Here is a 24,355-nt window from a genome sequence, read left to right as displayed (position 1 = left end):
GGCCACTCAGGACACCTGATCAGGGGGCGTCCGGGGTCCATTCGGGCTCCGGTGACCTGGGGTTCTTCACTCCCGGGAGAGATGGCACACACTGTGCGTGAAGTGGCCCTTTCCGGTACCGAAAAGGGCACTCAACGCGGCTGCGGAGCCCGCCGGGCCAACAGCACCGACGCGAGCACGGCGGCACCGAACGAGACGCCCGCGACCACCCACAGCGCGCTGTGCACACCCGCGGTGAACGCCTCCGCGACGGCGTCCGTGATCTGCGGAGTCGACCGGCCGGACGCGCTGCCGCCGTCCCGGGCGACCGCCACCACCTGGTCGATCACCGGGGCAGGCAGCCGGTGTTCGGCCAGCCGCTCCGGCAGCACGCCGAGGAAGCGGACCGCGAGCACCGCCCCCAACACCGCCGTCGCCAGCACCGAACCGACCTGCCGGAACGCCGTCACCGCCGACGAGGCCGCGCCCATCTGCGGACCCTCCACCACCTCGAACGCGGCGGCCGTGGACGGAGCCACCACCAATCCGCTCCCCAGCCCGGCCAGGACGAGACCCAGCGCGGTCACCGCGTAGCTCCCGTCCGGCTCCTGACGCAGCAGCACCAGCGCCGCGACCGTGGTCAGCAGCGAACCCGCCGCCAGCAGCCGGCCCGCGCGTATCCGCCCGGCGAGACGCTGCGCCGACGCCGTGGCCGCCACGAAGGCGAGCATCGCGGGCAGCAGCCGTATCCCGGTGCCCAAGGGGCCGAACTCGCGGACGCGTTGCAGGAAGAGGACCTCCAGGAAGACGACACCGACGAACACGAACAGGGCTGCCGCGGCGACGCACAGGGCCGCCGTGTAGCGGGAGTTGGCCATCATGCGGACGTCCAGCATCGGGACGGCCCGGCGGCGCTCCGTGCGCACCAGCATGGTCAGGGCGACGGCGGCCACCGCGAGCACGATGACGACGACCGGATCGTCGTAGCCCGCCCGGCCGCCCACCGCGATGCCGTAGACCAGCGTCGACAGTCCGAGCACCGCCCAGAACTGGCCCGGCAGGTCCAGCGGTCGGTCGGGTACGCGGGAGTCCGTGACCGCGCGCAGGGTGACGAGGACGGTGATCACCGCGAGCGGTGTGTTGACCAGGTACACCGCGCGCCAGTCGAAGGACTGGAGCAGCACGCCGCCGAGCAGCGGGCCGACGGCCAGGCCGACGCCCGAGACCGACACCCAGACGGAGATGTACCGCAGCATGCGCGGCAGATCGACGAAGAACGTCGTCGTGATCAGGGCCAGCGAGGTGGGCAGCACCAGGGCACCGCCCAGACCGCTGATCCCGCGGCCGACCAGCACCTGCGGATAGCCCTGCGCCGACGCCACCACCAGGGAACCCGCGGCGATCAGCACCACGCCGGCGAGGAACACCCGGCGCCTGCCCAGCCGTTCGCCCAGCGCCCCGCCCGACAGCACACAGGCCGCGACCACCAGGGTGTACGTGCTCGACACCCAGCTCAGGTCGGCCGGCGCCACCTCCATGTCGACCTGGAGCGCGCGCAGCGTGGAGATGGCCGCGGTCACCTCGATGAACGACATGAAGAGGCCGAGACAGGCGGCGAGCAGGACGAGACGGGCGTGCGGGACGACGGGCGGGGTGGGTGCGGGTCCGGACTCCGTGCCGTCCGACTCCGCCGAGACCGTGCTCATGCCGACCGGGTCTCCTTCTCCGCCTGGTCGGCCAGGCGGCGCTGCGCCTCGTCCCAGGTGATCGGCAGCTGATCGCGCTCGGCGTTCCAGAACACGAACACCGAACCCTTCATCCCCGGCCGCAGCCCCCGCACGCTCTTCGCGTGCGGGTCGGTGCTGTTGAAGGTGTTCAGGGCCTCCTGGTCCCGCCAGGCCGACAGCGTCCAGAACGTCTTCTTCAGCGGCTCGGCGCGCAGCGAGGCACCGAGCAGGCCGGGCGACCTGCGGACCTGCTGGAAGATCACCAGGGACAGTAAGAAGAACCGGGGCACGCCGAGCAGCGAGCGCAGCTCCAGCCGGGATGCCATGACCAGCGGCGGCCCGGCGGGCTCACCGCCGTCGGCCCCGTCCTTCGCGGTGCCGGGCATCCACGGAATCGTCGGCATGAAAGATCTCCCCTCGGCGGTGCTGCGTCGCCGGTTCCACGGCGGTCATTCATAAGAGTCCGCAGGCAGGTGTTTCCGTACACCCCCGGAGGGGTGAATTCCCGACGTTCCCGCTGGGGCGTGCGGAGCGTGCGGAGTTGTCGCGGGGGGCGCGCCCGGCGCCCGGTCGCTCCCGCAGAGCGCCGGACCGACCGGATCAGGACAGTCCGCTCGGGCCCCCATCGAATGCCTCGATAGGGCAAGTCCGCCCGCCGATGGGTCGATTGACCCCGTTTTCCGGCCAGGCCTACGGTTCCTTCTGCGCCGTCCACCGGGCAACTCCGCGGACTGCCACCCCACTTCAGAGGTATCAGCCCTCTGCGCATCGGCCGTCGCTCCACGTGCCCCATCCCGCCACGTGACCGTTCCCGAGAACTGTTCGAGCCGAGGTGCAGCCCTGCCATGACCACCCGTGTCGCTGTCGTCGGAGCCGGAATATCCGGCCTCTCCGCCGCCCATCACCTGCCGGACGACGTCGAAGTCACCGTGTACGAGAGCCAGCACCGTCCCGGCGGCCACGCCCTCACCGTGGAGGTCGACGAGAACGGCCGGACGATCGGCGTCGACACGGCCTTCGTGGTCTTCAACGCCCGTACCTACCCGGAGCTGACCGCCTTCTTCGAGAAGCTCGGCGTGACCGCGCTGGACCACACCGGCGGGTTCGACTTCTTCGACCTGGACCGCGGACTCGACTACGGCACCCGGGAGTTCGAGCTCTCCGAGGACGAGATCGCCGCCCGCTACCCGGCCGACTTCCTCCCGCTGTGGCGGGACGCCGAACGCTTCCACCGCGAGGCGCCCCGGGACTTCCTGCGCAAGCGCACCGACCTCTCCCTGGGCGACTACCTGGACCGCGGCGGCTACACCGACGCCTTCAAGTACGGCTACGTCGTCCTGCTCGCCACCGCCGTCTGGTCGGTGCCCGCCGAGCTGATCTGGGAGATGCCCGCGACCACGGTGATCGCCTTCTTCATGTCCCACGACCCCGGCGGCCTCGGCGGCCGTTCGGTGGCGTGGAAGACCGTGGGCGGCGGCAGCATCGAGTACGTCCGCCGGGTCGTCGCCGGCGTCAACGGCAAGGTCCGCACCGGCGCCGAGGTCACCCGCGTCCGCGAGGACGAGGACGGAGTCGTCGTCGCCACCGCCGCCGGCGAGGAGCGCTACGACCTCGCCGTGCTCGCCGCGCACGCCGACCAGACCCTCGCCGTCCTGGAACACCCCACCCAGCTCCAGGCGAAGATCCTGCGCAAGGTCCGCTACAGCGAGACCACCGCGATCCTGCACACCGACCCCTCCAGCATGCCGCCCGACCGCGCCCGCTGGCAGAGCTGGAACTACGGCGTGAAGACGGTCGACGGACGCCCCCGCACCTGGGTCGCCTACTACATGAACTCCCTCCAGGGCTTCACGGCCGAGCGCGACTACTTCGTCACCCTCGACTCGCCGATCGCCCCGCGCGACGAACTCGTCATCCGCGAACTGCCGTTCACGCACCCGGTCATCGACCTGGAGGTGCGCGCCATGCAGCGCACGATCTACGACGTCAACGCGCCCGGCGGCCGGATCAAGCTGGCCGGCTCCTACTTCCACGCGCCGCGCATCGGCGTCGACCTCATCGGCTCCCACGAGGCCGGATTCGTCTCCGGGCGGCTGGCGGCCGAGGCCGTCACCCGCGAACTGCACCACCAAGCCAACCGCACAGCGAAGTGAGGGGAATCTCCATGCAGCGTGTCACCGCCGACGAAGCCCGGCTCTGGCTGGTCGAGAAGCTCGCGGTCCGGCTCGGCGTCGACAAGGAACAGATCGACGCGGAGCGGTACTTCGACGAGTTCGACCTCGACTCCACGGAGGCGCTGATCCTCGCGGGCGAACTGGAGAAGTGGCTCGGCTTCGAACTGGAGGCCACCGCGCTCTGGTACCACCCGACGATCGCCGCCCTGTCCGAGCACATCGCCGAGGAGAGCGACCGCCATGTCGCGACGGCCTGACACGGCCGTCGCGGACCGGCGGTCCCTGCGGCGCCCACTGCTGACGGCGCTGGGGACCGCCGCGGGCCCGACCGCCCGCACGGTCTGCGCCGTCCACCCGGGCGCGCTGCCGCCGACCATCTGGCAGGACCTCGTCGCGAGGCTGCCCGAGGACAGCGCACCGCACCTGTGCGACCTCGGCAACGTCCCCGCGTACGCGATGGCCGCCCTCGACCCGACCGCACCCGTGCCCGGCGTCCGCGAACTCGCCGCGCAGTGCCTGGCCGAACTCACCGCGGCCGGACTCACGGAGCGTCAACTCCATCTGATCGGCTGGTCGTTCGGGGGAGTCGTCGCCTACGAGATCGCCGCCCAGCTGGCGGCTCAGGGCCGCGGCGACGTCGTGGACGCGCTCGTCGTCCTCGACTCCATCGCGCCGGTCGCCGCCTTCCAGCCCGCCGACGACGCCCTGAAACCGACCCTGCTGCTCGACTGGTTCGCGATGTACCTGGGCGCCAAGCGGGGCCGTCGGTTCGCCTTCGTGCCCACCGACGAGGACGACCTCGCCACCCTGCTCGCCGCCGCGACCGCACAGGGCCTGCTGCCCGCGGACACGCAGGAGGCGGGCCTGCGCAAGCTGTTCACCGCCTTCCACGCCGGGCTCGTCCGCAACAACCGCTGCACCGCCGGTTATCTGCCCGACCCGCTCGACCGCACCATCACGCTCGTCAAGCCCGAGGGCTCGCTGCTGCCCGCCAGCCCCGACCTCGGCTGGTCCGAGCTGAGCGGCCGGCCCCTGCGCCAACTGGCCGTCCCCGGCGACCACTACACGCTGCTCGGCGAACCGGAGACGGTCGCCGCGCTGGCCGCCCTGCTCGCCGCGCCGCCCACTGCCCCGCCCCAGGCGGACTGAACACCCGTCCGCCCCCACCCGACCCGCAGACACAGAGCACCAGCGGAGGAACACCGTGCAGCACTCACGTCTGGCCGAGACACCGATCGCGATCGTCGGGTTGGCGGGCCTCTTCCCCAAGTCGCGCGACCTGCGCGAGTTCTGGCACAACATCGTGGACGCCGAGGACTGCATCGAGGACGTTCCCGAGAGCCACTGGAACACCGCGGACTACTACGACCCGGACCCGGCGGCCGAGGACAAGACCTACGTCCGGCGCGGCGGCTTCCTGCCCGAGATCCCCTTCAACCCCATGGAGTTCGGGCTCCCGCCCAACACCCTTGAGGTCACCGACATCCTCCAACTGCTCTCCCTGACCGTGGCACGGGATGTACTGCGCGACGCGGGCGCCGACCAGAGCAACTGGTACGACGCCTCCCGCACGGGCGTGATCCTCGGCATCACCGGCGCCAACTCCCTCACCCAGCCGCTCTCCGCGCGCCTGCAGACCCCGGTCCTCAAGGAGGTCGTGCGCAGCGTCGGACTGAGCGAGGCGGACGCGGAGGAGATCGCGCAGCGGTTCAAGAAGGCGTACATCCCCTGGGAGGAGAACTCCTTCCCCGGCATGCTCGGCAACGTCGTCGCCGGCCGGATCGCCAACCGCTTCGACCTCGGCGGCACCAACTGCACCGTCGACGCGGCCTGCGCCAGCTCCCTCGCGGCCGTCAAGCTCGCGGTGAGCGAACTCATCGAGGGCCGCGCCGACATGATGATCACCGGCGGCTGCGACGCCGAGAACACGATCCTCATGTACATGTGCTTCAGCAAGACCCCGGCGTTCTCGAAGACCCAGCAGATCCGCCCCTTCGACGAGTCCGCCGACGGCACACTGATCGGCGAGGGCATCGGCATGCTGGCGCTCAAGCGCCTCGCCGACGCCGAACGCGACGGCGACCGCATCTACTCCGTGCTGCGCGGCATCGGCACCTCCAGCGACGGCCGCTTCAAGAGCATCTACGCCCCGCGCGCCGAGGGCCAGCAACTCGCCCTGCGCCGCGCCTACGAGGACGCCGACGTGCCCGTCTCCGCCATCGAACTCTTCGAGGCGCACGGCACCGGCACGGCGGTCGGCGACCACACCGAACTCGCCGCCCTCTCCTCGGTCGTCTCGGCCGGCAACGACGACCACGGCTACGCCGCCATCGGCAGCGTCAAGTCCCAGATCGGGCACACCAAGGCCGCCGCGGGCGCCGCGAGCCTCATCAAGCTCTCCCTCGCCCTGCACCAGAAGGTCCTGCCGCCCACCATCAACGTCGAGACCCCCAGCGACGCCCTCGACCCCACCACCACCCCGTTCTACGTCAACACCGAGGCACGCCCGTGGGTGCTGGACCCGGCACGCGACAAACGCCGGGCCGCCGTCTCCTCGTTCGGCTTCGGCGGCACCAACTTCCACATGGTCCTCGAGGAGCACGACGACACCGACGCCAAGACCCTGGGCCCGGTGGTCCGTTGGGGCCTGTGGCACGCGGCGGGCCCCGAGGCGCTCGCCCTGCGCATCGAGAACGGCGCCGCCACCGACGAGTCCGGCGCGATCCCCGCCTCCGACGCCCGCATCGGCATCGTCGCCCGCAGCGACGCCGAGTTCGCCGAACTGCGCGACACGGCGGTCGAGTTGCTGCGCGCCCGCCCCGACGCCCCCCAGTGGCAGCACCCCAAGGGCATCACCTACCGCCGCCAGGCACTGCCCACCTCGGTGAAGGCGGCCGCCGTCTTCGCCGGCCAGGGCAGCCAGTACGTCGGCATGGGCCGCCGGGCCGCCATCGCGCTGCCGCCCCTGCGCGCCGCGTTCGACCGGGCCAACCGGCTGACCGAGGGCCCCGACACCCTCGCCCGCACGGTCTTCCCGCCGCCCGCCTTCAGCGACACGGTCCGCGGCGAGCAGGAAACCGCCCTGCGCCGCACCGACTTCGCCCAGCCCGCCATCGGCGCGCTCTCCGCGGGCCAGTACACCTGGCTGCGCGAACTCGGCTTCCGCGCCGACGGCGTCATCGGCCACAGCTTCGGCGAACTCACCGCGCTGTGGGCGGCCGGCGCCCTCGACGACGAGCAGTTCGCCCGGCTCGCCCGCGCCCGCGGCACGTCGATGGCCCCGCCCGAGCACGCCCCCGCCGACTTCGACCCGGGCGCCATGGCCGCCATCCGCGCCTCGCTCTCCGACGTCCAGGCCCTGGTCGCCACCTACCGCAACGTGGCCATCTGCAACATCAACGCCCCCGGCCAGATCGTCGTCGGCGGCCCCACTGACGAGATCGACCGCCTGGTCGCCGACGTCTCGGGCCGCCGCATCCCCGCCAAGCGACTGCCGGTCTCGGCCGCCTTCCACACCGGGTTCGTCGCCCACGCGGCGGACGCGTTCCGGCAGGCCGTGGAGTCGACCGGGCTGGAAGCCCCTCGGATCCCCGTCTACGCCAACACCCCCGGCTCGTCCTACGGCACGGACCCCGCGGCCAACCGCCGCACCCTCGTGGACCAGTTGCTCCAGCCCGTCGACTTCGTCTCCGGCATCGAGAAGATGTACGCGGACGGATTCCGCGTCTTCGTCGAGTTCGGACCCAAGCGGGTGCTGACCGACCTCGTCGACCGCATCCTCGAAGGCCGCACGGACGTCGTGACCCTCGCGGTGGACGGTGGCCCCTCGAAGGACAGCGAGGTCTCCCTCAAGCGCGCGGCGATCGAACTGGCCGTCCTCGGCCTGCCGCTCGTCGGCTTCGACGACCGCGTGGAGCCCCGGCGTGAACAGGCGCCCCGCAAGGGCATGACGATTCCGCTGCGCGGCATCAACTACGTGACCCAGGAACGGCGTTCGGCGTACCGGGAGGCGCTGTCGGAGCCGCTGGCCCTGACGGCGGCCGCCTCCGCTGCCCCTGCGGACGGCACTGACGGCATCGAATCCGCCGTACGTGAAGGGCTCGGCCTCCAGGCGGAGATCCTCACCGCGCACGTGGACACGGTGCACGCGTCGGTGCGCTCCCTGGAGGAGTCGGTACGGGCGGGCGGGCACCCCGACACGGAGGCGGCACTGGCTCTCATACGGGAGCAGGGGGCCACGATCGGGGCGGCTCATGAGCGGTCGACGCGGCTGCTGTTGGAGGCGTTGCGGGGGGCGGCGGTCGAGGAGAGGGCCGTTGTGGAGGAGGCGGTTGTCGAGGCGGAGGTCGTTGAGGAGGAGGTTGTCGAGGAGCGGGTTGTCGAGGTCGAGGCGGTTGTGCCGGAGCCCGTACCCGAGCCAGAGCCCGTACCTGAACCTGCCCCTGTCGCCAGCTCCTCCATCCCCGCAGGCGTGATGGATGCGCTGTTGGGTGCGGTGGCGGAGAAGACGGGTTATCCGGTGGAGATGTTGGAGCCGGGGATGGATGTCGAGGCCGACTTGGGCATCGACTCGATCAAGCGGGTGCAGATTCTCGGGGCGTTGCAGGAGTCGTACCCGGTCTCCGAAGACGTTGATCCGGAGGTGCTGGCGGAGCTGCGGACCCTGGATGACATTGCCGGGTTCCTTGCTTCCACGATCCCTGCGGAGGCGGGTCCAGAGCCGACTCCTGAGCCCGTCGCTCCGCTGCCTGAGCCCGCTCCCGTGGCCAACTCGGCTGTGGCCGCTGGCGTGATGGACGCTCTGCTCGGTGCGGTGGCGGAGAAGACGGGTTACCCGGTGGAGATGCTGGAGCCGGGGATGGATGTCGAGGCCGACTTGGGCATCGACTCGATCAAGCGGGTCCAGATTCTCGGCGCCTTGCAGGAGTCGTATCCGGTCTCCGAGGACGTCGATCCCGAAGTGCTCGCGGAACTGCGGACGTTGGATGACATCGCCGGCTTCCTGGCCTCAACGGTGACCACCGAAGCAACTCCCGCACCGCCACCTGCTCCCGCGTCTATCCCTGAGCCCGCTCCCGTGGCCAACTCTGCTGTGGCCGCTGGCGTGATGGATGCGCTGTTGGGTGCTGTGGCGGAGAAGACCGGCTACCCGGTGGAGATGCTGGAGCCGGGGATGGATGTCGAGGCCGACTTGGGCATCGACTCCATCAAGCGGGTCCAGATTCTCGGCGCCTTGCAGGAGTCGTACCCGGTTTCGGAAGACGTCGACCCGGAAGTGCTCGCGGAACTGCGGACGTTGGACGACATCGCCGGCTTCCTCGCCTCCACGGTGTCCGCCCCCGCGACGTCTCCCCAGCCCACCACTCCCACCACCCCCCTCGCCATCACCTACCCGCCCACCCCCGGAATCGGCCGCACCTACGCCGACGTCACGGAGATCGCCCCGCCTCACACCCTCGTCGGTGCCTACGCGGAGACCCGTACCGCCGTTGTCGTGGACGACGGGTCCCTGTTGACGCGGCCGCTCGCCGGGGCGTTGCGCGGGGACGGGTGGCGGGTCGAGGTCGTGTCGTTGCCCGGGGTGGACAACGTCGTGGCCGAGGCGGACGCCCAGCGGCGGCTGGTGAGTTGGGACGAGGGGGAGCTCGCCGCGAACCTGACCGGCGGGCGGGTCGACCTCGTCGTACAGATGGCGGCCGCGGCCGGGCCGGAGTGGGCCGAGGGGACGCGACGCCTCGAGCACTGCCTGTTGGTCGCCAAGAACAGCCTGGCCGCGTTGAAGGCCGTGGCCGCGCAGGGGACCCGGGCCGGGTTCGTCGCGGTCACGCGGCTCGACGGGGCGAGCGGGTATCGCGGTGCCGGAGACGCCTCGCCGCTGCTCGGCGGGGTCGCCGGGCTGGTGAAGACGCTCGCGATCGAGGTGCCCGAACTCTTCGTCCGTACCGTCGACTTCGCGCCGGAGCTGGCGCTGACCACGGTCGGTGCCCGGTTCCTCGGCGAGATCGACGACCTGTCCCGCGCGTACACCGATGTGGCGCACGACGGCGCCGGACGTCGTACCGTCGCCCTCGCCGCCGAACCGCACCAGGCACGCGCCGCGGCCGTCCCGGAGATCACCGCGGACGACCTGTTGGTGGTCACCGGCGGAGCCCGCGGGATCACCGCCGACTGCCTGCACGCGCTCGTCTCGGCGCGGCCGGCCGGGCTGTTGCTGCTCGGCCGCAGCCGGCCCGCACCCGAGCCCGAGTGGGCCGTCGGCACCGAGGGTCCCGCGCTGCGCGGGCTGATCGCGCGGCGCGCGGCACAGGGCGGACAGAAGCCCAACCCCCGTGCCGTGGAAGCCGAGTTCAGGGAGATCACCGCATCCCGTGAGATCTCCGCGAACCTCGCCCGGCTCACCGCCACCGGCGCCCGCGTCGAGTACCTCACCGTCGACATCACCGACGCCGCCGAGACCCGCCGCGTGCTGACGCCGTACGCCGGTCGCGTGACCGGTGTCGTGCACGGGGCCGGCGTACTGGCCGACCGGCTCGTCGCGCAGAAGTCCGCCGACGAGATCCGCCGGGTGCTGGCGACCAAGCTGCTCGGACTCGGCAATGTGCTCGATGTCCTGCGCGGGATCGCGGAGTTGCGGCACCTGGTGCTGTTCTCCTCCGTCGCCGGGTTCTTCGGCAACCGCGGACAGTCCGACTACGCTATGGCGAACGAGGCGCTGAACCGGATCGCCGTACGGCTGAAGCGGGAACTGCCCACCGCGCGCGTCACCGCGATGAACTGGGGCGCCTGGGACGGCGGGATGGTCTCCGACGACCTGCGGGCCATGTTCGCGCAGCGCGGGATCGCGCTGGTGCCGCTGACGACCGGCGCGGGCATGTTCGCCGAGCAGTTCACGGCCGGGCACGCGCACGACACCGTGATCGTCACCGGCCCGCTCACCCCGCTGTCCGCGCCGCCCGAGACGCAGGGCGCCGGGCTCACCCCGCTGGTGGTCGACCGGACCCTGTCCGACCTGGTCGACGAACCGCTGCTGACCGACCACACCATCGGCGACCGACGGGTGCTGCCCGCCACGGCGGCCCTCGGTGTGCTGGCCAACGCGATCGAGACGGCGACCGGTGAGACCGTCACCGGGGCGAGCGGGTTCAAGGTGTTCAAGGGCGTCTCCTGGGACGAGCCCGACGGGCAGCGGCCCCAGCGGCTGCGGCTGGCCGTCGAGCCCGCCGCGGGCGGGACCGGAGTCGACGTACTCGCCTCCTCCGTGGACAGCGGCGGACGCAGCCGGCCCGCGTACAGCGTCCGGCTGAGCACCGGCGCCGCCGGGCCGCGGCCCGCGGACCGCACCGATCTGGTGGCCCTGGCCGGAAGTTCGGCCGGCCGCGACGCGGCTCCGCTGTACCGCGACGGCACGCTCTTCCACGGGCCCTCGCTGCGCGGACTGCGCTCGGTGCTGTCGGTCGACGAGCAACGGCTGCTGGTCCGGGCCCGGTTGGCCGACTCCCGTCCCGCGCACGGCGGTTACCACGGGCGGCTGCACAGCCCGGTCCTCGCCGATCTGTTGCTCCAGGCCGTGCTGGTCTGGGTGCGCGAGCGGCGCGGGCGGGCCTGCCTGCCCATGGAGATCGGCCGCCTGAGCCTGTTCGAACCGCTGCCCTCCGACGGGGACTTCCTGATCGCCGTCGAGGACATCAGGCCAGGCCGGACCGGTGTGACCTGCACGGTGACCGCGCTCGATCCGCGAGGCCGGGTGCTGGCGGTCCTGCGGGACGTGGTCGCGGTCGAGGACGCGGAACTGGAGAGCCGGTTCCGGCAGCCGGGCCGGGCCGCGGTCTCGGTCTGACGACGCTCGGAGGCTGATCGGTCATGGGCAAGTACGCGATCGTCGGACTGTCGTGCCTCTTTCCGGGGGCGGCCACGCCGGACACCTACTGGAACAACCTGATGGGCGCGGTGGATTCGCGCACCGAGGGCGGCGAGCGGATCTTCGGGCACGATCCGGCGGCCGAGGACGAGAACGCGGACCGGCACCGCATCTACTGCACGCGCGGCGGGTTCGTCGATGCCGTGCCGGACCTCGACCCGGCCGCGTACGCACTGCCCGCCGACTATCTGGCCGGCCTGGACCGCTCGTTCCACTGGGCGCTCCGGGTCGCCGACAACGCCCTGGCCGACGCGGGTGTATCCCCCGCTGCCGCGGCCGGCCGGGGAGTCGGGCGGAGGACCGGCGTGGTGTTCGGGAACTACCCGTTCCCCACGCCGTCCTCCGGCCGCACAGCGGGGAAGCTGTGGGACGCCGCGGTCTACGAGGGCCTCGCGGCGGCCGGCTTCCCCGCGGCCGGGCTGCCGTCCTGTGCGGAGGACGGCGGCCCGGCCAGGGGTGGGGGAGAGGGGGACGCCCTTTCCTCCACCGGCTCCAACAGCATGTCCGGCGCCCGCAGTTCAGGCGATCCCCGCAACCCCGCCGACGCCCACAACCTCTGGCCCGGCGGTCTGCCCGCCCACGTCGTGGCCGCCGCCCTCGGGCTCGACGGTCCGCGCCACACGCTCGACGCGGCCTGCTCGTCGGCCCTCTACGCGATCCAACTCGCCTGCGCCCAACTGGCCACCGGCGGAGCGGACCTGATGCTGGCCGGCGGGGTCTGCGCGCCCGACCCGACCGTCATCCACCTCTCCTTCTCCGACCTGCACGCCTATCCGCCGGACGGCTTCAGCCAGCCCTTCGACGCCCGTTCCAAGGGCATCATCACCGGGCAGGGCGCCGCCATGGTCGCCCTGAAGCGGCTCGCCGACGCCCGGCGCGACGGCGACCGGGTGTACGCCGTGATCGACTCGGTCTCGCTCGGCAACGACGGCCCCGGCAAACACCTGCTCGCCCCGAACGTCACCGGCCAGCTCGCCGCCTACGAACTCGCCTACCGCGACGCGGGCATCGAGCCGCACGACGTCCAGTACGTCGAGTGCCACGCCACCGGCACCCCGCTCGGCGACCGCACCGAACTCGACGGCGTGGAACGCTACTTCGGGCGCGGCCCGCTGCTCGGCTCGGTCAAGGGCAACATCGGTCACCTGCTGACCGCGGCCGGCATGAGCAGCCTGGTCAAGGTCGTCCTCGCGCTCGGCCGGGGCGTCATCCCGCCGACCACCGGCGTGGCCGAACCGCTGCCCGGCACGGTGGCGGACCGCGTCGTCCGCGAACCCACGCCCTGGCCGGCCACCGACGGCATACGCCGGGCCGCCGTCTCGGCGTTCGGCTTCGGCGGTACCAACGCGCATGTCGTCCTGTCGGAGCCGGAGCAGGTCGCGGGGCCCGCCGACGAAGACACCGAGCGCACGAAGCCGCCGACGCTCGCGATCATCGGGATGGGCGCCCACTTCGGCTCCTTCAGCACGCTCGACGCGTTCGAGCGGGCGGGGTACGAAGGCCTGAGCGGCGTACGGGAGTTGCCGCCGAACCGGTGGCGCGGGTTCGAGTCGGCGCCTGACGGGCCCCTCGAACGGGCCGGGCTGGCCCACGACTTGGTGCCGAAGGCGGCCTACCTCGACGGGTTCGAGGCCGACGCCACCTCCTACCGCATCCCGCCCAACGACCTCGACCACTTCAACCAGCAGCACCTGCTGATGATGCGGGTCGCCGAGGAGGCCCTGAAGGACGCCGGGTACGAGCGTCCCGGGCCCGGGGCCAAGGGGCGGCGGGTCGCCGTCGTCCTCGGCATGGAGATGGAGCCCAGCGCGGAGGGCCACGGCGCCCGGTACGCGCTCGGCCGCAAGCTCGCCGCCTGGTGCGCGGCGGCCGGACTCGACCCCACGGACGAGCAGTTGGCCGCGCTGACCAAGGCCGCCCGGAACGGCATCCACGACTCCATCGAGGCCAACGAGGTCCTCAGCTACATCGGCAACATCATGGCCGCGCGGATCTCCTCCCTGTGGAACCTCACCGGCCCGTCCTTCACCGTCTCCTCCGACAGCGCGGTCGGGGTCGACGCCCTCGACACCGCCCGGCTGCTGCTGCTCGACCCGAGCGTCGAGGCGGTGCTGGTCGGCGCCGTCGACCTGGCGGCGGGGCCCGAATCGCAGCTGGCCCGCTCGATCCTGGAGCCCGGCACCGTGCTGGGCGACGGCGCCGGCGCGGTGGTCGTCACCCGGCCCGGCTCCATCCCGCCCGAACGGACCGTGTACGCCACTGTCGACGGCCTCGCCGTCCACCACGCGGCCACCCTCGACCCGCGGCCCGCCCCCGACCTCGTGGCCGCCGCAGCTGAGGACGCGTTGGCGGCGGCCGGGGTGACACCGGCCGACGTCGAGCTGGTCGAGGCCGGTGCTCTGCGTGAAGAAGTGGTCGAGGGGCTCGCCCGCGTCTGGACGGGCGTACGGGTCGGCGGACTGCTGCGGACCGCGCTCGGCGGGGTCAACTCCCAGGTGGGGGACACCGGTTGTGCCTCCGCGCTGGCCTCCGTGATCCGGGCCGCGCTGTGCCTGCACTACGCCTATCAGCCGATCGCTCCCGACGGGGTCGACGGCGCCCGGCTCGCCGGGTCGGCCTTCTTCCTCGCCACCGACTCTCGGCCCTGGCTGCGCGAACGGCGCGAGGGCCGGCGTACCGCCTCCGTCAGTGTCACCGGGACCGCGGGCAGCCATGCCCACATCGTGCTCGGCGGGGCGCAGACGCGGGGCGAGGTGGCGGCCACGGACTGGGTGCGCTCGGGCGGGAGCCTCGTCGTGCCCGTCGGCGCCGACGACATCGACACGCTGGTACGGCGGTTGGGTGAGGTCCGGGCCGCCGTGGAGGACGGCGGCGACTGGGCCGCGCTCGCGGAGGACCGGCCGGCCGCGCTGAAGGCCGTACTGGTCGCCGACGATCCGGCGGGTCTCGTACGGCAGTTGGAGCAGGCGGCCAAGGACCTGCCGGACGTGTACCGGGCCGGGGGCGAGTGGACCTCGCCGTCGGGGAGCTGCTTCGCGGCGCGGCCCGCGGGTGGGCCCGGGACGAAGACGGCGCTGGTGTACCCCGGCGCCTTCAACTCGTATCTCGGCCTGGGCCGTGCGCTCTTCCGCGCCTTTCCCGGACTGCTGCCGCGCTTCGAGGCGCAGGCCGAACTGCCCGCCGAGATGCTCCGCTCGGCCGCGCTCTACCCCCGTGCCCTCGGGCCGCTCGACCGGCGTGAACTGATGCGCCGCGAGGCCGAGTTGATCGAGGACATTCCGCTGATGCTGGCCGTCGGCACGAGTTACGCGCTGCTGTCGACGGACCTGGTGCGTGAGGTGCTCGGGGTGCCGGTGCACGGGGCGTTCGGGTACAGCCTCGGTGAGAGCAGCATGCTGTTCGCGACCGGCGGCTGGGTCAAGGAGGCCCGCGGGACGGCGAAGATCGACGCGTCGCCGTTGTTCGTGGACCGGTTGCGGGGGCCGAAGAAGACGGTCCGCGCGCTGTGGCACCTCGGCGACGACGTGCCCGACGCGGCGGTGTGGGCCACGCATGTGCTGCTCGCCCCGGCGGACGACGTCCGCGAGGCGGTCGCCCGTTACGACCGGGTCTTCATCACCCACGTCAACACCCCGGCCGAGGTCGTGGTCGCGGGCGATCCGGCCCAATGCCGGGACCTGATCGACGCGTTGGGCTGCCGCAGCGCGCGCTCGCCCGCGAATCACGTGATGCACTGCCCGGTGGTGGACGGCGACCTCAACGAACTGGCCGACCTCAACCGCTACCCCACCGGCGACGTCGGCGACCTCGTCCTCTACAGCAGCCGGCACTACGCCCCCGTCGGCGACCTCGACCAGGACACCGTCGCCCACAACATCGCCATCACCCTCCGCGAGACGGTCGACTTCCCGCGCCTGATCCACCGCGCCTACGAGGACGGCTTCCGCGCCTTCATCGAGGTCGGCCCCTCCAGCACCTGCACGCGCTGGATCCACGAAACCCTCGCCGACGCCCCCCACCTGTCGGTTCCCGTCGACCGCCGGGGCGCTCGCGGCGCGACGGACATCGCCCGCCTGGTCGCCCGCCTCGCCGCACACGGCGTCCCGGTCGACCTCACCCCGTTCCGCCCGCGCACAACCGCTGCTCGACGCCCGTTGGGCCTGCGCACGTTCCCGGTGGGCGGCGAGCCGGTGGCACCGCTGGTGGCGCGGGGCGCGGAGGGGCTCGTCGGCTCCATACGGAGGGTTCCGGCAGGGGAGAGGGCGGCTGGTGGGGTACCCACGCCGCTGTCCGCGCCGGTCCCGGCATTGGTCCCGGTCCTTCCGGATCCACAGCCGGAGCGGGAACCCGAGCCCGTGCCCGTGGCGCTCCTCACCGAGCCGATGCCTTTGGCCGCGCTCCCCGAATCAACGCCGTCCGCCCAGGAGTTCCCCGACCCGGAACCCGACCCCACGGAATGGGACACCGCGATGCCGATCCGCCCCGACGGTCCGCCCGTACCCGCGCTGACGCTGGAGCGGGAACCGATCACGATGGTGCCCGCCGACGCGGTCCCGGCACGGTCCCTGGACGCCGTACCGCCACCGGCTCCGCGTCCCGACGTGCCCCAGCGTCCGGCGATCTTCGGCGCGCCCCTGCCCGTGCCGCCGGCGGTGCAGCCGCAGCCGAGGCCGGAGCCGGAGTCGCAGCCGTCGGCGCGGGCCGCCAGTGACCACGCCTCCACCCTCGCGCTCGTGCGCAGCCTGCGTGCCGAGATCCTGGAGGCGCATCAGGAAGTCCTGGAAGCCCAACGGGAGTTGCGGGAGGAACTGGTCGCGGTGCTGTCGGCGGCGGCGACGGCCGCGCCGGTCACCGCACCCTTCACCGAGCCGGTCGACGCGGTCGTCGTCGAGCCGGTTGCCGATCCCGCCGCCGAACCGGTCGTCCCGCCCGTGGCGCCCCCTGGCCCCGAGCAGCCCCCGGCGCCCCGCTCCAACCGCCCCAAACCCGAAGGCGTCGTCTGGGACGAGGAGGACCTCCTCGAATTCGCGACCGGCAAGGTCGGCAACGTCTTCGGGCCCCGGTTCGCCCGGATCGACGGGTATCAGCGGCGCGTACGACTCCCCGCTCCGCCCTATCTGTTCGCCACCCGGGTCACCCAACTCGACGCCGAGCCAGGGGAGTTCAAGCCCTCGTTCATCCGGACCGAGTACGACGTGCCGGAGGACGCCTGGTACGCCGTCGACGGGCAGGTGCCGCCCGCCGTCACGATCGAGGCCGGGCAGTGCGACCTCCTGCTGATCAGCTATCTCGGCGCCGACTTCACCAACCGCGGCAACCGCGTCTACCGCCTCCTCGACAGCAGCCTCAGCTTCGTCGGCGACCTGCCGCGCACCGGACAGACCCTGCGCTACGACATCTGGATCGACCAGTTCGTGCGCCAGGGCGACACGCTGCTCTTCTTCTTCCACTACGACTGCTACGCCGACGGCGAGTTGATCCTCAAGCTCAACAACGCGTGTGCCGGGTTCTTCACGGACGAGGAGCTGGAGAGTTCGCCGGGGCTGGTACAGGGGCGAGTCGCGCCCGGCCTCAAGGTCAAGGCGGATCCCGGGCGTTCAGCGTTCAAGCCGCTCGCGCCCACCCACCGCACCGCTCTCTCCGCGGCCGACCTCGACGCACTCTCGGAAGGTCGCATCGCCGACGTCTTCGGACCCGGCCACCGCCAGCCCCCCGGCTGCAACACCTCCCTGCGCCTCCCGGCCCGTCCGCTGCTGATGGCGGACGAGGTCACCGTGCTGGACCGGAAGGGCGGTCCGCACGGGCTGGGGCGGATCGAGGCGGTCAAGGAACTCCAGCCCGACGCCTGGTACTTCACCAGCCACTTCCCCGACGACCCCGTACTCGCCGGCTCGCTCGTCGCCGAAGGCGCCGTCCAGCTCTTGGAGTTGTACGCCCTCTCGCTCGGCCTGCATCTCACGCTCCCCGACGCCCGCTTCCAACCGGTGCCGGATCTCCGTACCGAGGTGAAGGTGCGCGGCCAGATCACCCCGCGCAACAGCCGGATCGAATACCGCATCGACATCACCGAGTTGACCCTGCTGCCGCGTCCGTCGCTCGTCGCCGACGTCGTCGTGCTGCGCGACGGCACGCCCTCCATCGGCGTCACCGGCCTCGGCATCCGGCTGCGCGAGAAGCCCGGCACGCCGTACCGCCCGGAGACCGCAGGCACGGTCCCGCACTTCCTCGGCCGGCTCTCCCCGGCCACCGGAGAGCCCGCCCTGCTCAACGAGTTCCACATGGCGCACGCGGCGAAGGGTGATCTCGCGATCGCGATGGGACCGGAGTTCGAGGTCTACGCCGACAGCAGGGCCCCGTACATCCCCAACGGCGACTTCCTGTTCGTCGACCGGGTGATGAAGCTGGAGGGCACGCGCGGGACGCTCAAGCGCGGGGCGGTGATGGTGACGGAGTACGACGCGCCCGAGGACGCCTGGTACTACACCGACAACGGCCACCCGTACATGCCGAACTGCATCTACATGGAGTCCAGCCTCCAGGCGGCCATCCTCCTCGGCTACTACCTCGGCGCCACCCTGCCCTACCCGGAGGAGCAGTTCAGCATCCGCAACCTGGACGGCCACGCCACCCTCGTCAAGGACGTCGACCTGCGCGGAAAGACCATCCAGCACCGCTCGACCCTGCTGTCGAGCGACCGCATGCCGGGCTCGATCCTCCAGAACTTCTCCTACGAACTCTCCTGCGACGGCGAGGTGTTCTACACCGGCGAGTCCCTCTTCGGATACTTCAACGAGAAGGCGCTCGCCCACCAGGTCGGCCTCGACAAGGGGCAGCACGTGCTGCCCTGGCTGGACACCCAGCCGTCGCGGCCGCCCGGGACCCGCCGGGTCGACCTGCGGGCCTACCGGTCCGCCGAGCCCGCCCGGCACGGGCCGCGGCTGGCCGGCGGACACCTGGACCTCGTCGAGTGGCTGGACATCCTGCCCGGCGGCGGCGAGCACGGGCAGGGCTATCTGCGCGGGCACCGCGCCATCCGGCCCGACGAGTGGTACTTCTCCTGCCACTTCCACCGCGACCCGGTCATGCCCGGCTCGCTCGGCGTCGAGGCGCTGCTGCAAGGGCTCCAGGTGTACGCCGTCGAGAGCGGACTGACCGACGGACTGCGCAACCCGCGCTTCGCGCTGAGCGCCGGAGTCGAGACGAAGTGGAGCTACCGCGGGCAGATCCTGCGCACCGACCCCGACATGGAGTTCGACGTCCACGTCAAGGAGGTCCGCCGCGAACCCGGCCGGATCGTCCTCCTCGGCACCGCCCACGTCTGGAAGTCGACCCTGCGGATCTACCGGCTCGACGACATCGGCATCGAGATCCACCACGACTAGCGGTCCCCATAGGAGACATGTCCATGAGCAGCGAACAGCCGCGGCCGCGGTGGAGCGGGACCGGGGCACCGGCGGTCGGCGAGAGCGGGATCCAGGACGCGCTCGCGCGTCTCGACGAGACCGTCTACATCCTGCGCGGGCGCTACGGGCTCGGCGCGGCCGTCGGCGGGCGTGTGCACGCGGGCGGGGAGCACGAGGTCATCGCCGCCGTACCGCCGTCGGGGCCCGAACGCCTGGGCAGCGGCGCCTTCCTGGACGCGTACGGCGTGCGCGAGGCGTACATGAGCGGCGCGATGGCGAACGGCATCGCCTCGGCCGACCTGGTGATCGCCATGGCACGGGCCGGGTACCTCGCCTCGTACGGGGCGGCCGGGCTGCTGCCCGAGGCGGTGGAGCAGGCGCTGGACCGCTTCGCGGCCGAGATCCCCGGGCTGCCGTACGCCTGCAACCTGATCCATAGCCCGAGCGAGGAGCGCCTCGAGCGCACCGCCGTGGACCTGTACCTGCGCCACGGGGTGCCGTGCGTCGAGGCGTCCGCGTTCCTCGGGCTCACCCCGCACATCGTGCGCTACCGGCTCGCCGGGCTGCGCGCGGGCGGGCCGCACGGGGTCGTGGCGGAGAACAAGGTGATCGCCAAGATCTCCCGGACCGAGATCGCGGAGCAGTTCATCCGGCCCGCGCCCGAGGCGATGGTGCGGGCGCTGGTGGAGGAGGGCGCGATCACCGCCGAGCAGGGGCGGCTGGCCGAACGGGTGCCGCTCGCCGACGACATCACCGTCGAGGCGGACTCCGGCGGGCACACCGACCGGCGGCCGCTGCCCGCGCAGCTGCCCGTGCTGATGCGTCAACGGGACGCCCTGATGAAGGAGTTGGGGTACCCGACACGGATCCGGGTCGGCGCGGCCGGCGGCATCGGCACCCCCGAGGCGGCCTGGGCGGCCTTCGCGATGGGCGCCGACTACGTGGTGACCGGGTCGGTCAACCAGTCCTGCGTCGAGGCCGGCACCTCCACCCAGGTCAAGGAGATGCTCGCGCAGGCCGACCTCGCCGACTGTGAAATGGCCCCGGCCGCCGACATGTTCGAGATGGGCGTGGAACTCCAGGTCCTCAAGCGCGGCACCCTCTTCCCGATGCGGGCCCGGCTCCTCTACGAGCTCTACCGCGACCACGACGGCATCGACGACCTCCCGGCGGCGGCCCGCAAACGGATCGAGACGCAGATCTTCCGGCGGCCCCTTGAGGATGTCTGGGCGGAGACCGTCGGCTACTTCGAGCGCCGCGACCCCGACCAGCTCGCCCGTGCCGCAGCCAGCCCCAAGCGGCGGGCCGCGCTGATCTTCCGCTGGTACCTGGGCATGGCCTCGCGCTGGGCGAAGACGGGGGAGGCGGACCGCGCCGTCGACTACCAGATCTGGTGCGGCCCGGCGATGGGCAGCTTCAACTCCTGGGTCCGCGGCACCTACTTGGCCGCCCCGCGCAACCGGCACGTCGCCGACGTCGCCCGCCACATCATGACCGGCGCCGCCTTCCACCAACGCCTCTCCCTGCTGCGCGCGGCCGGCCTCGCCCTCTCCCCGGCGATCGCCGACTACCCGGTACCACAGCCCGACCAGGCCCTGGAGGTACGGCCATGAGCGGATCTGAAGGTACGTCCGTGAACGCCGAGTTCGCCGCCGTCGCGCGGCTCGACGAGCTGCTCGGCGACCCCTGGCGGGTGGAGAACGTCTACGGGTTCGCGGCGGGAGTGGAGCGGGACGAGCGCGGCTACTTCCCGCACGCCTTCGCCGCCCGCCTCGACTCCGTCGACTTCCCGCTCGCCTATCTGCCGCCGTCCCTGGGCGGCACCCTGCGCGGGCTCGACGAGACGCTGCTCCTGGTCCGGGTGGCGGCCCGGCGCGACGCCGCGCTGATGCCGGCCACGCTGCTGTCCTGCTCCGCCGTGCTCACCGTGCTCGCGGCCGGCTCGGACGAACAGGCCAAGACGGTCGCCGACTGGGTGCAGGAGGGCCGCACGATCGCCTTCGCGCTCTCCGAGGAACAGGCCGGCAGCGACGTCCTCGCGGGCGAGGCCCGCCTCGACCCGACGGGCGACGGCTACCGGCTCTGGGGCCGCAAATGGCTGGTCGGACGGGGCGCCACCGCCGACGCGGTGGTCGTGGTGGCGCGTACGGCGGAGCGCGGACCGGCCGCGTTCACGGCCGTGCTGCTCGGGCCGCGCGAGCTGGCCCACCGGGTGGGGCGAGAGCCCGCGCAGACCGTCACCGGGATGCGCGGGATCGACTTCTCCGACCTGGTCTTCGAAGGGACTCCGGTGCCGCGGGCGGCGGTGATCGGAGCCGTGGGCGGTGGCCTCGCGGGAGCGATGCGGGCCCAACAGGTGGTGCGTCTGCTCAGCACCGGGGCCTGCCTGGCCACCGCCGACACGGCTCTTCGTACGGCGCTGCGGTTCACCCGGGACCGGCGGGTCGGCGGTGTCCGCGTCGCCGACACGGGGTACGGCTCGCGTGAACTGGCCGTCGCCGCCGCGGAGTTGTTCGCGGCCGACCTGCTCTCCCTGACGGCGGCCCGCTACGTCCACCTCTCCCCGGGCACGTTCGGCCTGTGCTCCTCGGTGGTGAAGCGGGTGGCCACCCGCCTGACCTCCTCGTCCATCGCCCGCTCCCGCACCCTCCTCGGCGCCCGATCCGTCCTGGCCCACGGCCCCGGCGCCGTCCTCGACAAGGCCCGACGGGACAACGAGATCGTCGAATCCATCGACACGAGCCCCTTCGGGGTTCTGCGGGCGATCGCAGTCCAACTCCCCGGATACGCAACGGCATTGGCTCCTGGGGACACGCCGGCCCCGGACCCCGGTTCCGCCTCCCTCTTCGCCTTCGGCGCCCCGCTTCCCGATCTCGACCCCGCCGCGCTCGACCTCTCCGCCCGCCCCAAGGACCTCGTGCTGCTCGGGTTCGCGGAGCAGGCCGAGGATGCGGCCAGGCGGATCGCGGCCGGTGGGGACGAGCGGGGCTCGGAACTCGTACGGGGCCTGCGGGCCGCGCTCGACGACACCTTCGCCACCGCCGCCGAAGCTCAGAAGGACCGGGCCCGGGGGCTCGGGGCGTCGGCCGAACTACTGGATCTCGCCGAGCGCTGCTGTCTGCTGTACGCGGGTGCGGCGGCCGTTCTTGCCTGGCGGGCCCATCCCGAGCGGGGGCTCTACGGGGACGAGCCCGGCGGGAGTGGATGGCTCACCTCCGTGTTGGCCGTCCTCCTCGCCCTGGCCGACGGGCGTGATCCGCGGCAGGCCGCCTCCGAACTGGCTTCCGCCGTGCGTGCGCTCACCCGGCTCGACGCGGCGGGGCTGCTGTTCACCGCGCTCCCGGTCCAACTGTCCGACGGACGGCCTGAGTCGGAGGAGGGGGACGAGACGACATGACCGATCTCATCGCGCTCATGGGGGACTTGGAGACGTATCTCGGGGATCCCTGGGACGCCGCCGGTCCCATGCCCTACCCGCGCATCCTCGACCTCGACGAACGCCAGGCGTATCCGCACGAGTTCGTGGACGTACTGGCGGGCTGGGGGCTGTACGACTGGATCGTGCCGGCGGCCAACGGTGGCAAGGCCGTTCATGTCGAGGACGGGTTCAACCTGTACCGGCTCGTCGGGCGCCGCGACCCCACCTCTGCCACCGCCATGGTGCTGACCAGCCTCAGTTACATGCCGGTGTGGATCGCCGGCAGCCCCGAGCAGCGGCAGCACTTCGCCGACGCCATCCGGGCCGGGCGGAAGCTGGCCTGGGGGCTGTCCGAGCGCGGGCACGGCAGCGACATCCTCGCCAACGAGACGACCGCGCGCCGCACCGAGGGCGGCTGGCTGCTGAACGGTGAGAAGTGGACCATCGGCAACGCGACCGTCGCCGCCGCCGTCATGGTCTTCGCCCGGACCTCGGAGAAGGGCGGGCCCGGGGGATACTCCATCTTCGCCGTCGAGAAGGACGGGATCCCGGCGGAGCAGTTGGCGCACCTGCGCGACGAGCCCCTGCACGGGCTGCGCGGGCTCGACATGAGCGGCGTACGGCTCACCGACTGCTTCGTACCGGACTCCGCGCTCCTCGGCCGGGTCGGGCAGGGGCTCGAAGTCGCCCTGAAGAGCAGCCAGTTGGCGCGGATCGCGATCTCCAGCATCGCCATGAGCTGTGTGGACACCGCCCTGCGCTCCACCCTCGACTTCGCCTCCGGACGCGTCATCTTCGGCGGGACCGTGTTCGAAGTGCCGTACTCCAAAAGGCAGTTGGCGGAGAGCTTCGCCGAGCTGCTGATCGCCGACGCGCTCACCACGGGCGCGGTGCGGTCGCTCCAGCTCGCGCCCGCCCAGGCCAGCATCTGGTCCTCGGTCGTCAAGTACTTCGTGCCGACCCTCCTCGAGGAGACCCTGGCCCGGCTGACCACCGTGCTCGGCGCCCGTTACTACCTGCGCGCCCATCCCCGCCACGGCATCTTCCAGAAGGTGCTGCGGGACTTCGCCATCTCCAACTTCGCCGACGGCAACACCGTGGTGAACCTCAAGAACATCGCGCTGCAGTTGCCCGCACTGCTCGCGGGCGCCGTCGCCCAGGAGCCCGGTCCGGTCGCCGACGCGGTCGCCTCCACCGCCCGGCTCTTCGACCCCGCGCAGCCCATGGAGCCGTACGAGCCCGCCGCGCAGCAGCTGTTCAGCCGGGGCGGTGACGACTCGGTGCTCGCCCTGCGCTCGGCCGTCGCCGAACTGCGCCGGGAGGCGGACGCGGCCGAGGGGCGCGAGGCCGGCTGGCTGGCCGGGTGCGCCGAGACCGCGGGGCTGCTCGCGGACGAGGTGCACCGGCTCGCCGACGAGCACGCCAAGCTCGTAGCCGAACAAGGGCGTGGAGCCGGGCAGTCGGCGGAGTTGTACGACCTCGCCAAGCAGTACGCGGCGGTGTCGGCGGCGGCCGCCTGCGTCCATCTCTACCTGCGCGGACGCGACAGCTTCGCGCCCGCGCTGCGCTCGCCCGCCGTGCTGCTGCTCTGTCTTGAGCGGCTGCTGCGGCGCTTCCACCCCACGCGGTGGACGACCGGACCCGCGGACATCGAGGCCGTCGCCGAGGTCATGGCGGACGCCCACCGCGCGGGCCGGCTGTTCTCCTTCCGTCCGTTCCAGGTGAGTTGGTGACCC

At 72.2% G+C, this 24,355-nt stretch carries 10 protein-coding genes; 8 read left to right on the top strand and 2 right to left on the bottom strand.

Annotation, left to right across the window (positions count from 1 at the left end; genetic code table 11):
* Nucleotides 1-131: 131 nt before the first annotated feature.
* Together ACWD5F_RS22030 and ACWD5F_RS22025 are read right to left on the bottom strand one after the other, a co-directional pair.
* Entirely contained in the window at nucleotides 132-1,685 is a 1,554-nt protein-coding gene (locus tag ACWD5F_RS22030) for an MFS transporter (RefSeq protein WP_451256499.1), read from the bottom strand.
* Nucleotides 1,682-2,110 (bottom strand): DUF3291 domain-containing protein, encoded by a 429-nt coding sequence (locus ACWD5F_RS22025; protein ID WP_401727605.1) that lies wholly within the window; start codon nucleotides 2,108-2,110, stop codon nucleotides 1,682-1,684. The genes ACWD5F_RS22030 and ACWD5F_RS22025 overlap by 4 nt, the downstream gene beginning before the upstream one ends.
* A 441-nt stretch (nucleotides 2,111-2,551) precedes the next feature.
* Here ACWD5F_RS22025 and ACWD5F_RS22020 point away from each other — a divergent pair, with 441 nt between their 5' ends.
* From ACWD5F_RS22020 to ACWD5F_RS21985, 8 genes are read left to right on the top strand one after another with little or no spacing between them, the layout of a single operon-like run.
* A complete protein-coding gene (locus ACWD5F_RS22020) occupies nucleotides 2,552-3,859 on the top strand; it encodes an NAD(P)/FAD-dependent oxidoreductase (protein ID WP_401727606.1) in 1,308 nt (435 codons plus the stop codon).
* Between the two features lie 11 nt (nucleotides 3,860-3,870).
* Nucleotides 3,871-4,137, top strand: coding sequence for an acyl carrier protein (locus tag ACWD5F_RS22015; RefSeq protein ID WP_124002631.1), 267 nt, complete (start codon nucleotides 3,871-3,873; stop codon nucleotides 4,135-4,137).
* Nucleotides 4,121-5,029: a thioesterase domain-containing protein gene (locus tag ACWD5F_RS22010; protein WP_451256496.1), complete on the top strand. Its 909-nt coding sequence runs from the start codon at nucleotides 4,121-4,123 to the stop codon at nucleotides 5,027-5,029. The genes ACWD5F_RS22015 and ACWD5F_RS22010 overlap by 17 nt, the downstream gene beginning before the upstream one ends.
* Before the next feature lie 55 nt (nucleotides 5,030-5,084).
* Nucleotides 5,085-11,717: an SDR family NAD(P)-dependent oxidoreductase gene (locus tag ACWD5F_RS22005; RefSeq protein ID WP_451256494.1), complete on the top strand. Its 6,633-nt coding sequence runs from the start codon at nucleotides 5,085-5,087 to the stop codon at nucleotides 11,715-11,717.
* 23 nt (nucleotides 11,718-11,740) lie between these two features.
* Complete coding sequence (locus tag ACWD5F_RS22000) at nucleotides 11,741-19,180, top strand: beta-ketoacyl synthase N-terminal-like domain-containing protein (protein ID WP_451256492.1); 7,440 nt, start codon at nucleotides 11,741-11,743, stop codon at nucleotides 19,178-19,180.
* Nucleotides 19,181-19,203: 23 nt separating this feature from the next.
* The gene (locus tag ACWD5F_RS21995) at nucleotides 19,204-20,814 is read left to right on the top strand and encodes a PfaD family polyunsaturated fatty acid/polyketide biosynthesis protein (protein ID WP_451256490.1); all 1,611 of its coding nucleotides are present in this window, start codon (nucleotides 19,204-19,206) and stop codon (nucleotides 20,812-20,814) included.
* Complete coding sequence (locus ACWD5F_RS21990) at nucleotides 20,811-22,598, top strand: acyl-CoA dehydrogenase family protein (RefSeq protein ID WP_451256488.1); 1,788 nt, start codon at nucleotides 20,811-20,813, stop codon at nucleotides 22,596-22,598. The genes ACWD5F_RS21995 and ACWD5F_RS21990 overlap by 4 nt, the downstream gene beginning before the upstream one ends.
* Nucleotides 22,595-24,352: an acyl-CoA dehydrogenase family protein gene (locus ACWD5F_RS21985; RefSeq protein WP_451256486.1), complete on the top strand. Its 1,758-nt coding sequence runs from the start codon at nucleotides 22,595-22,597 to the stop codon at nucleotides 24,350-24,352. Before ACWD5F_RS21990 ends, ACWD5F_RS21985 begins: the two co-directional genes overlap by 4 nt.
* The last annotated feature ends 3 nt before the right edge of the window (nucleotides 24,353-24,355 follow it).

It is taken from the genome of Streptomyces sp. NPDC002499 (genome assembly GCF_053595415.1).
Note: the sequence above shows the minus strand (reverse complement) of the source record. Positions and strands in the feature narration are given on the sequence as shown.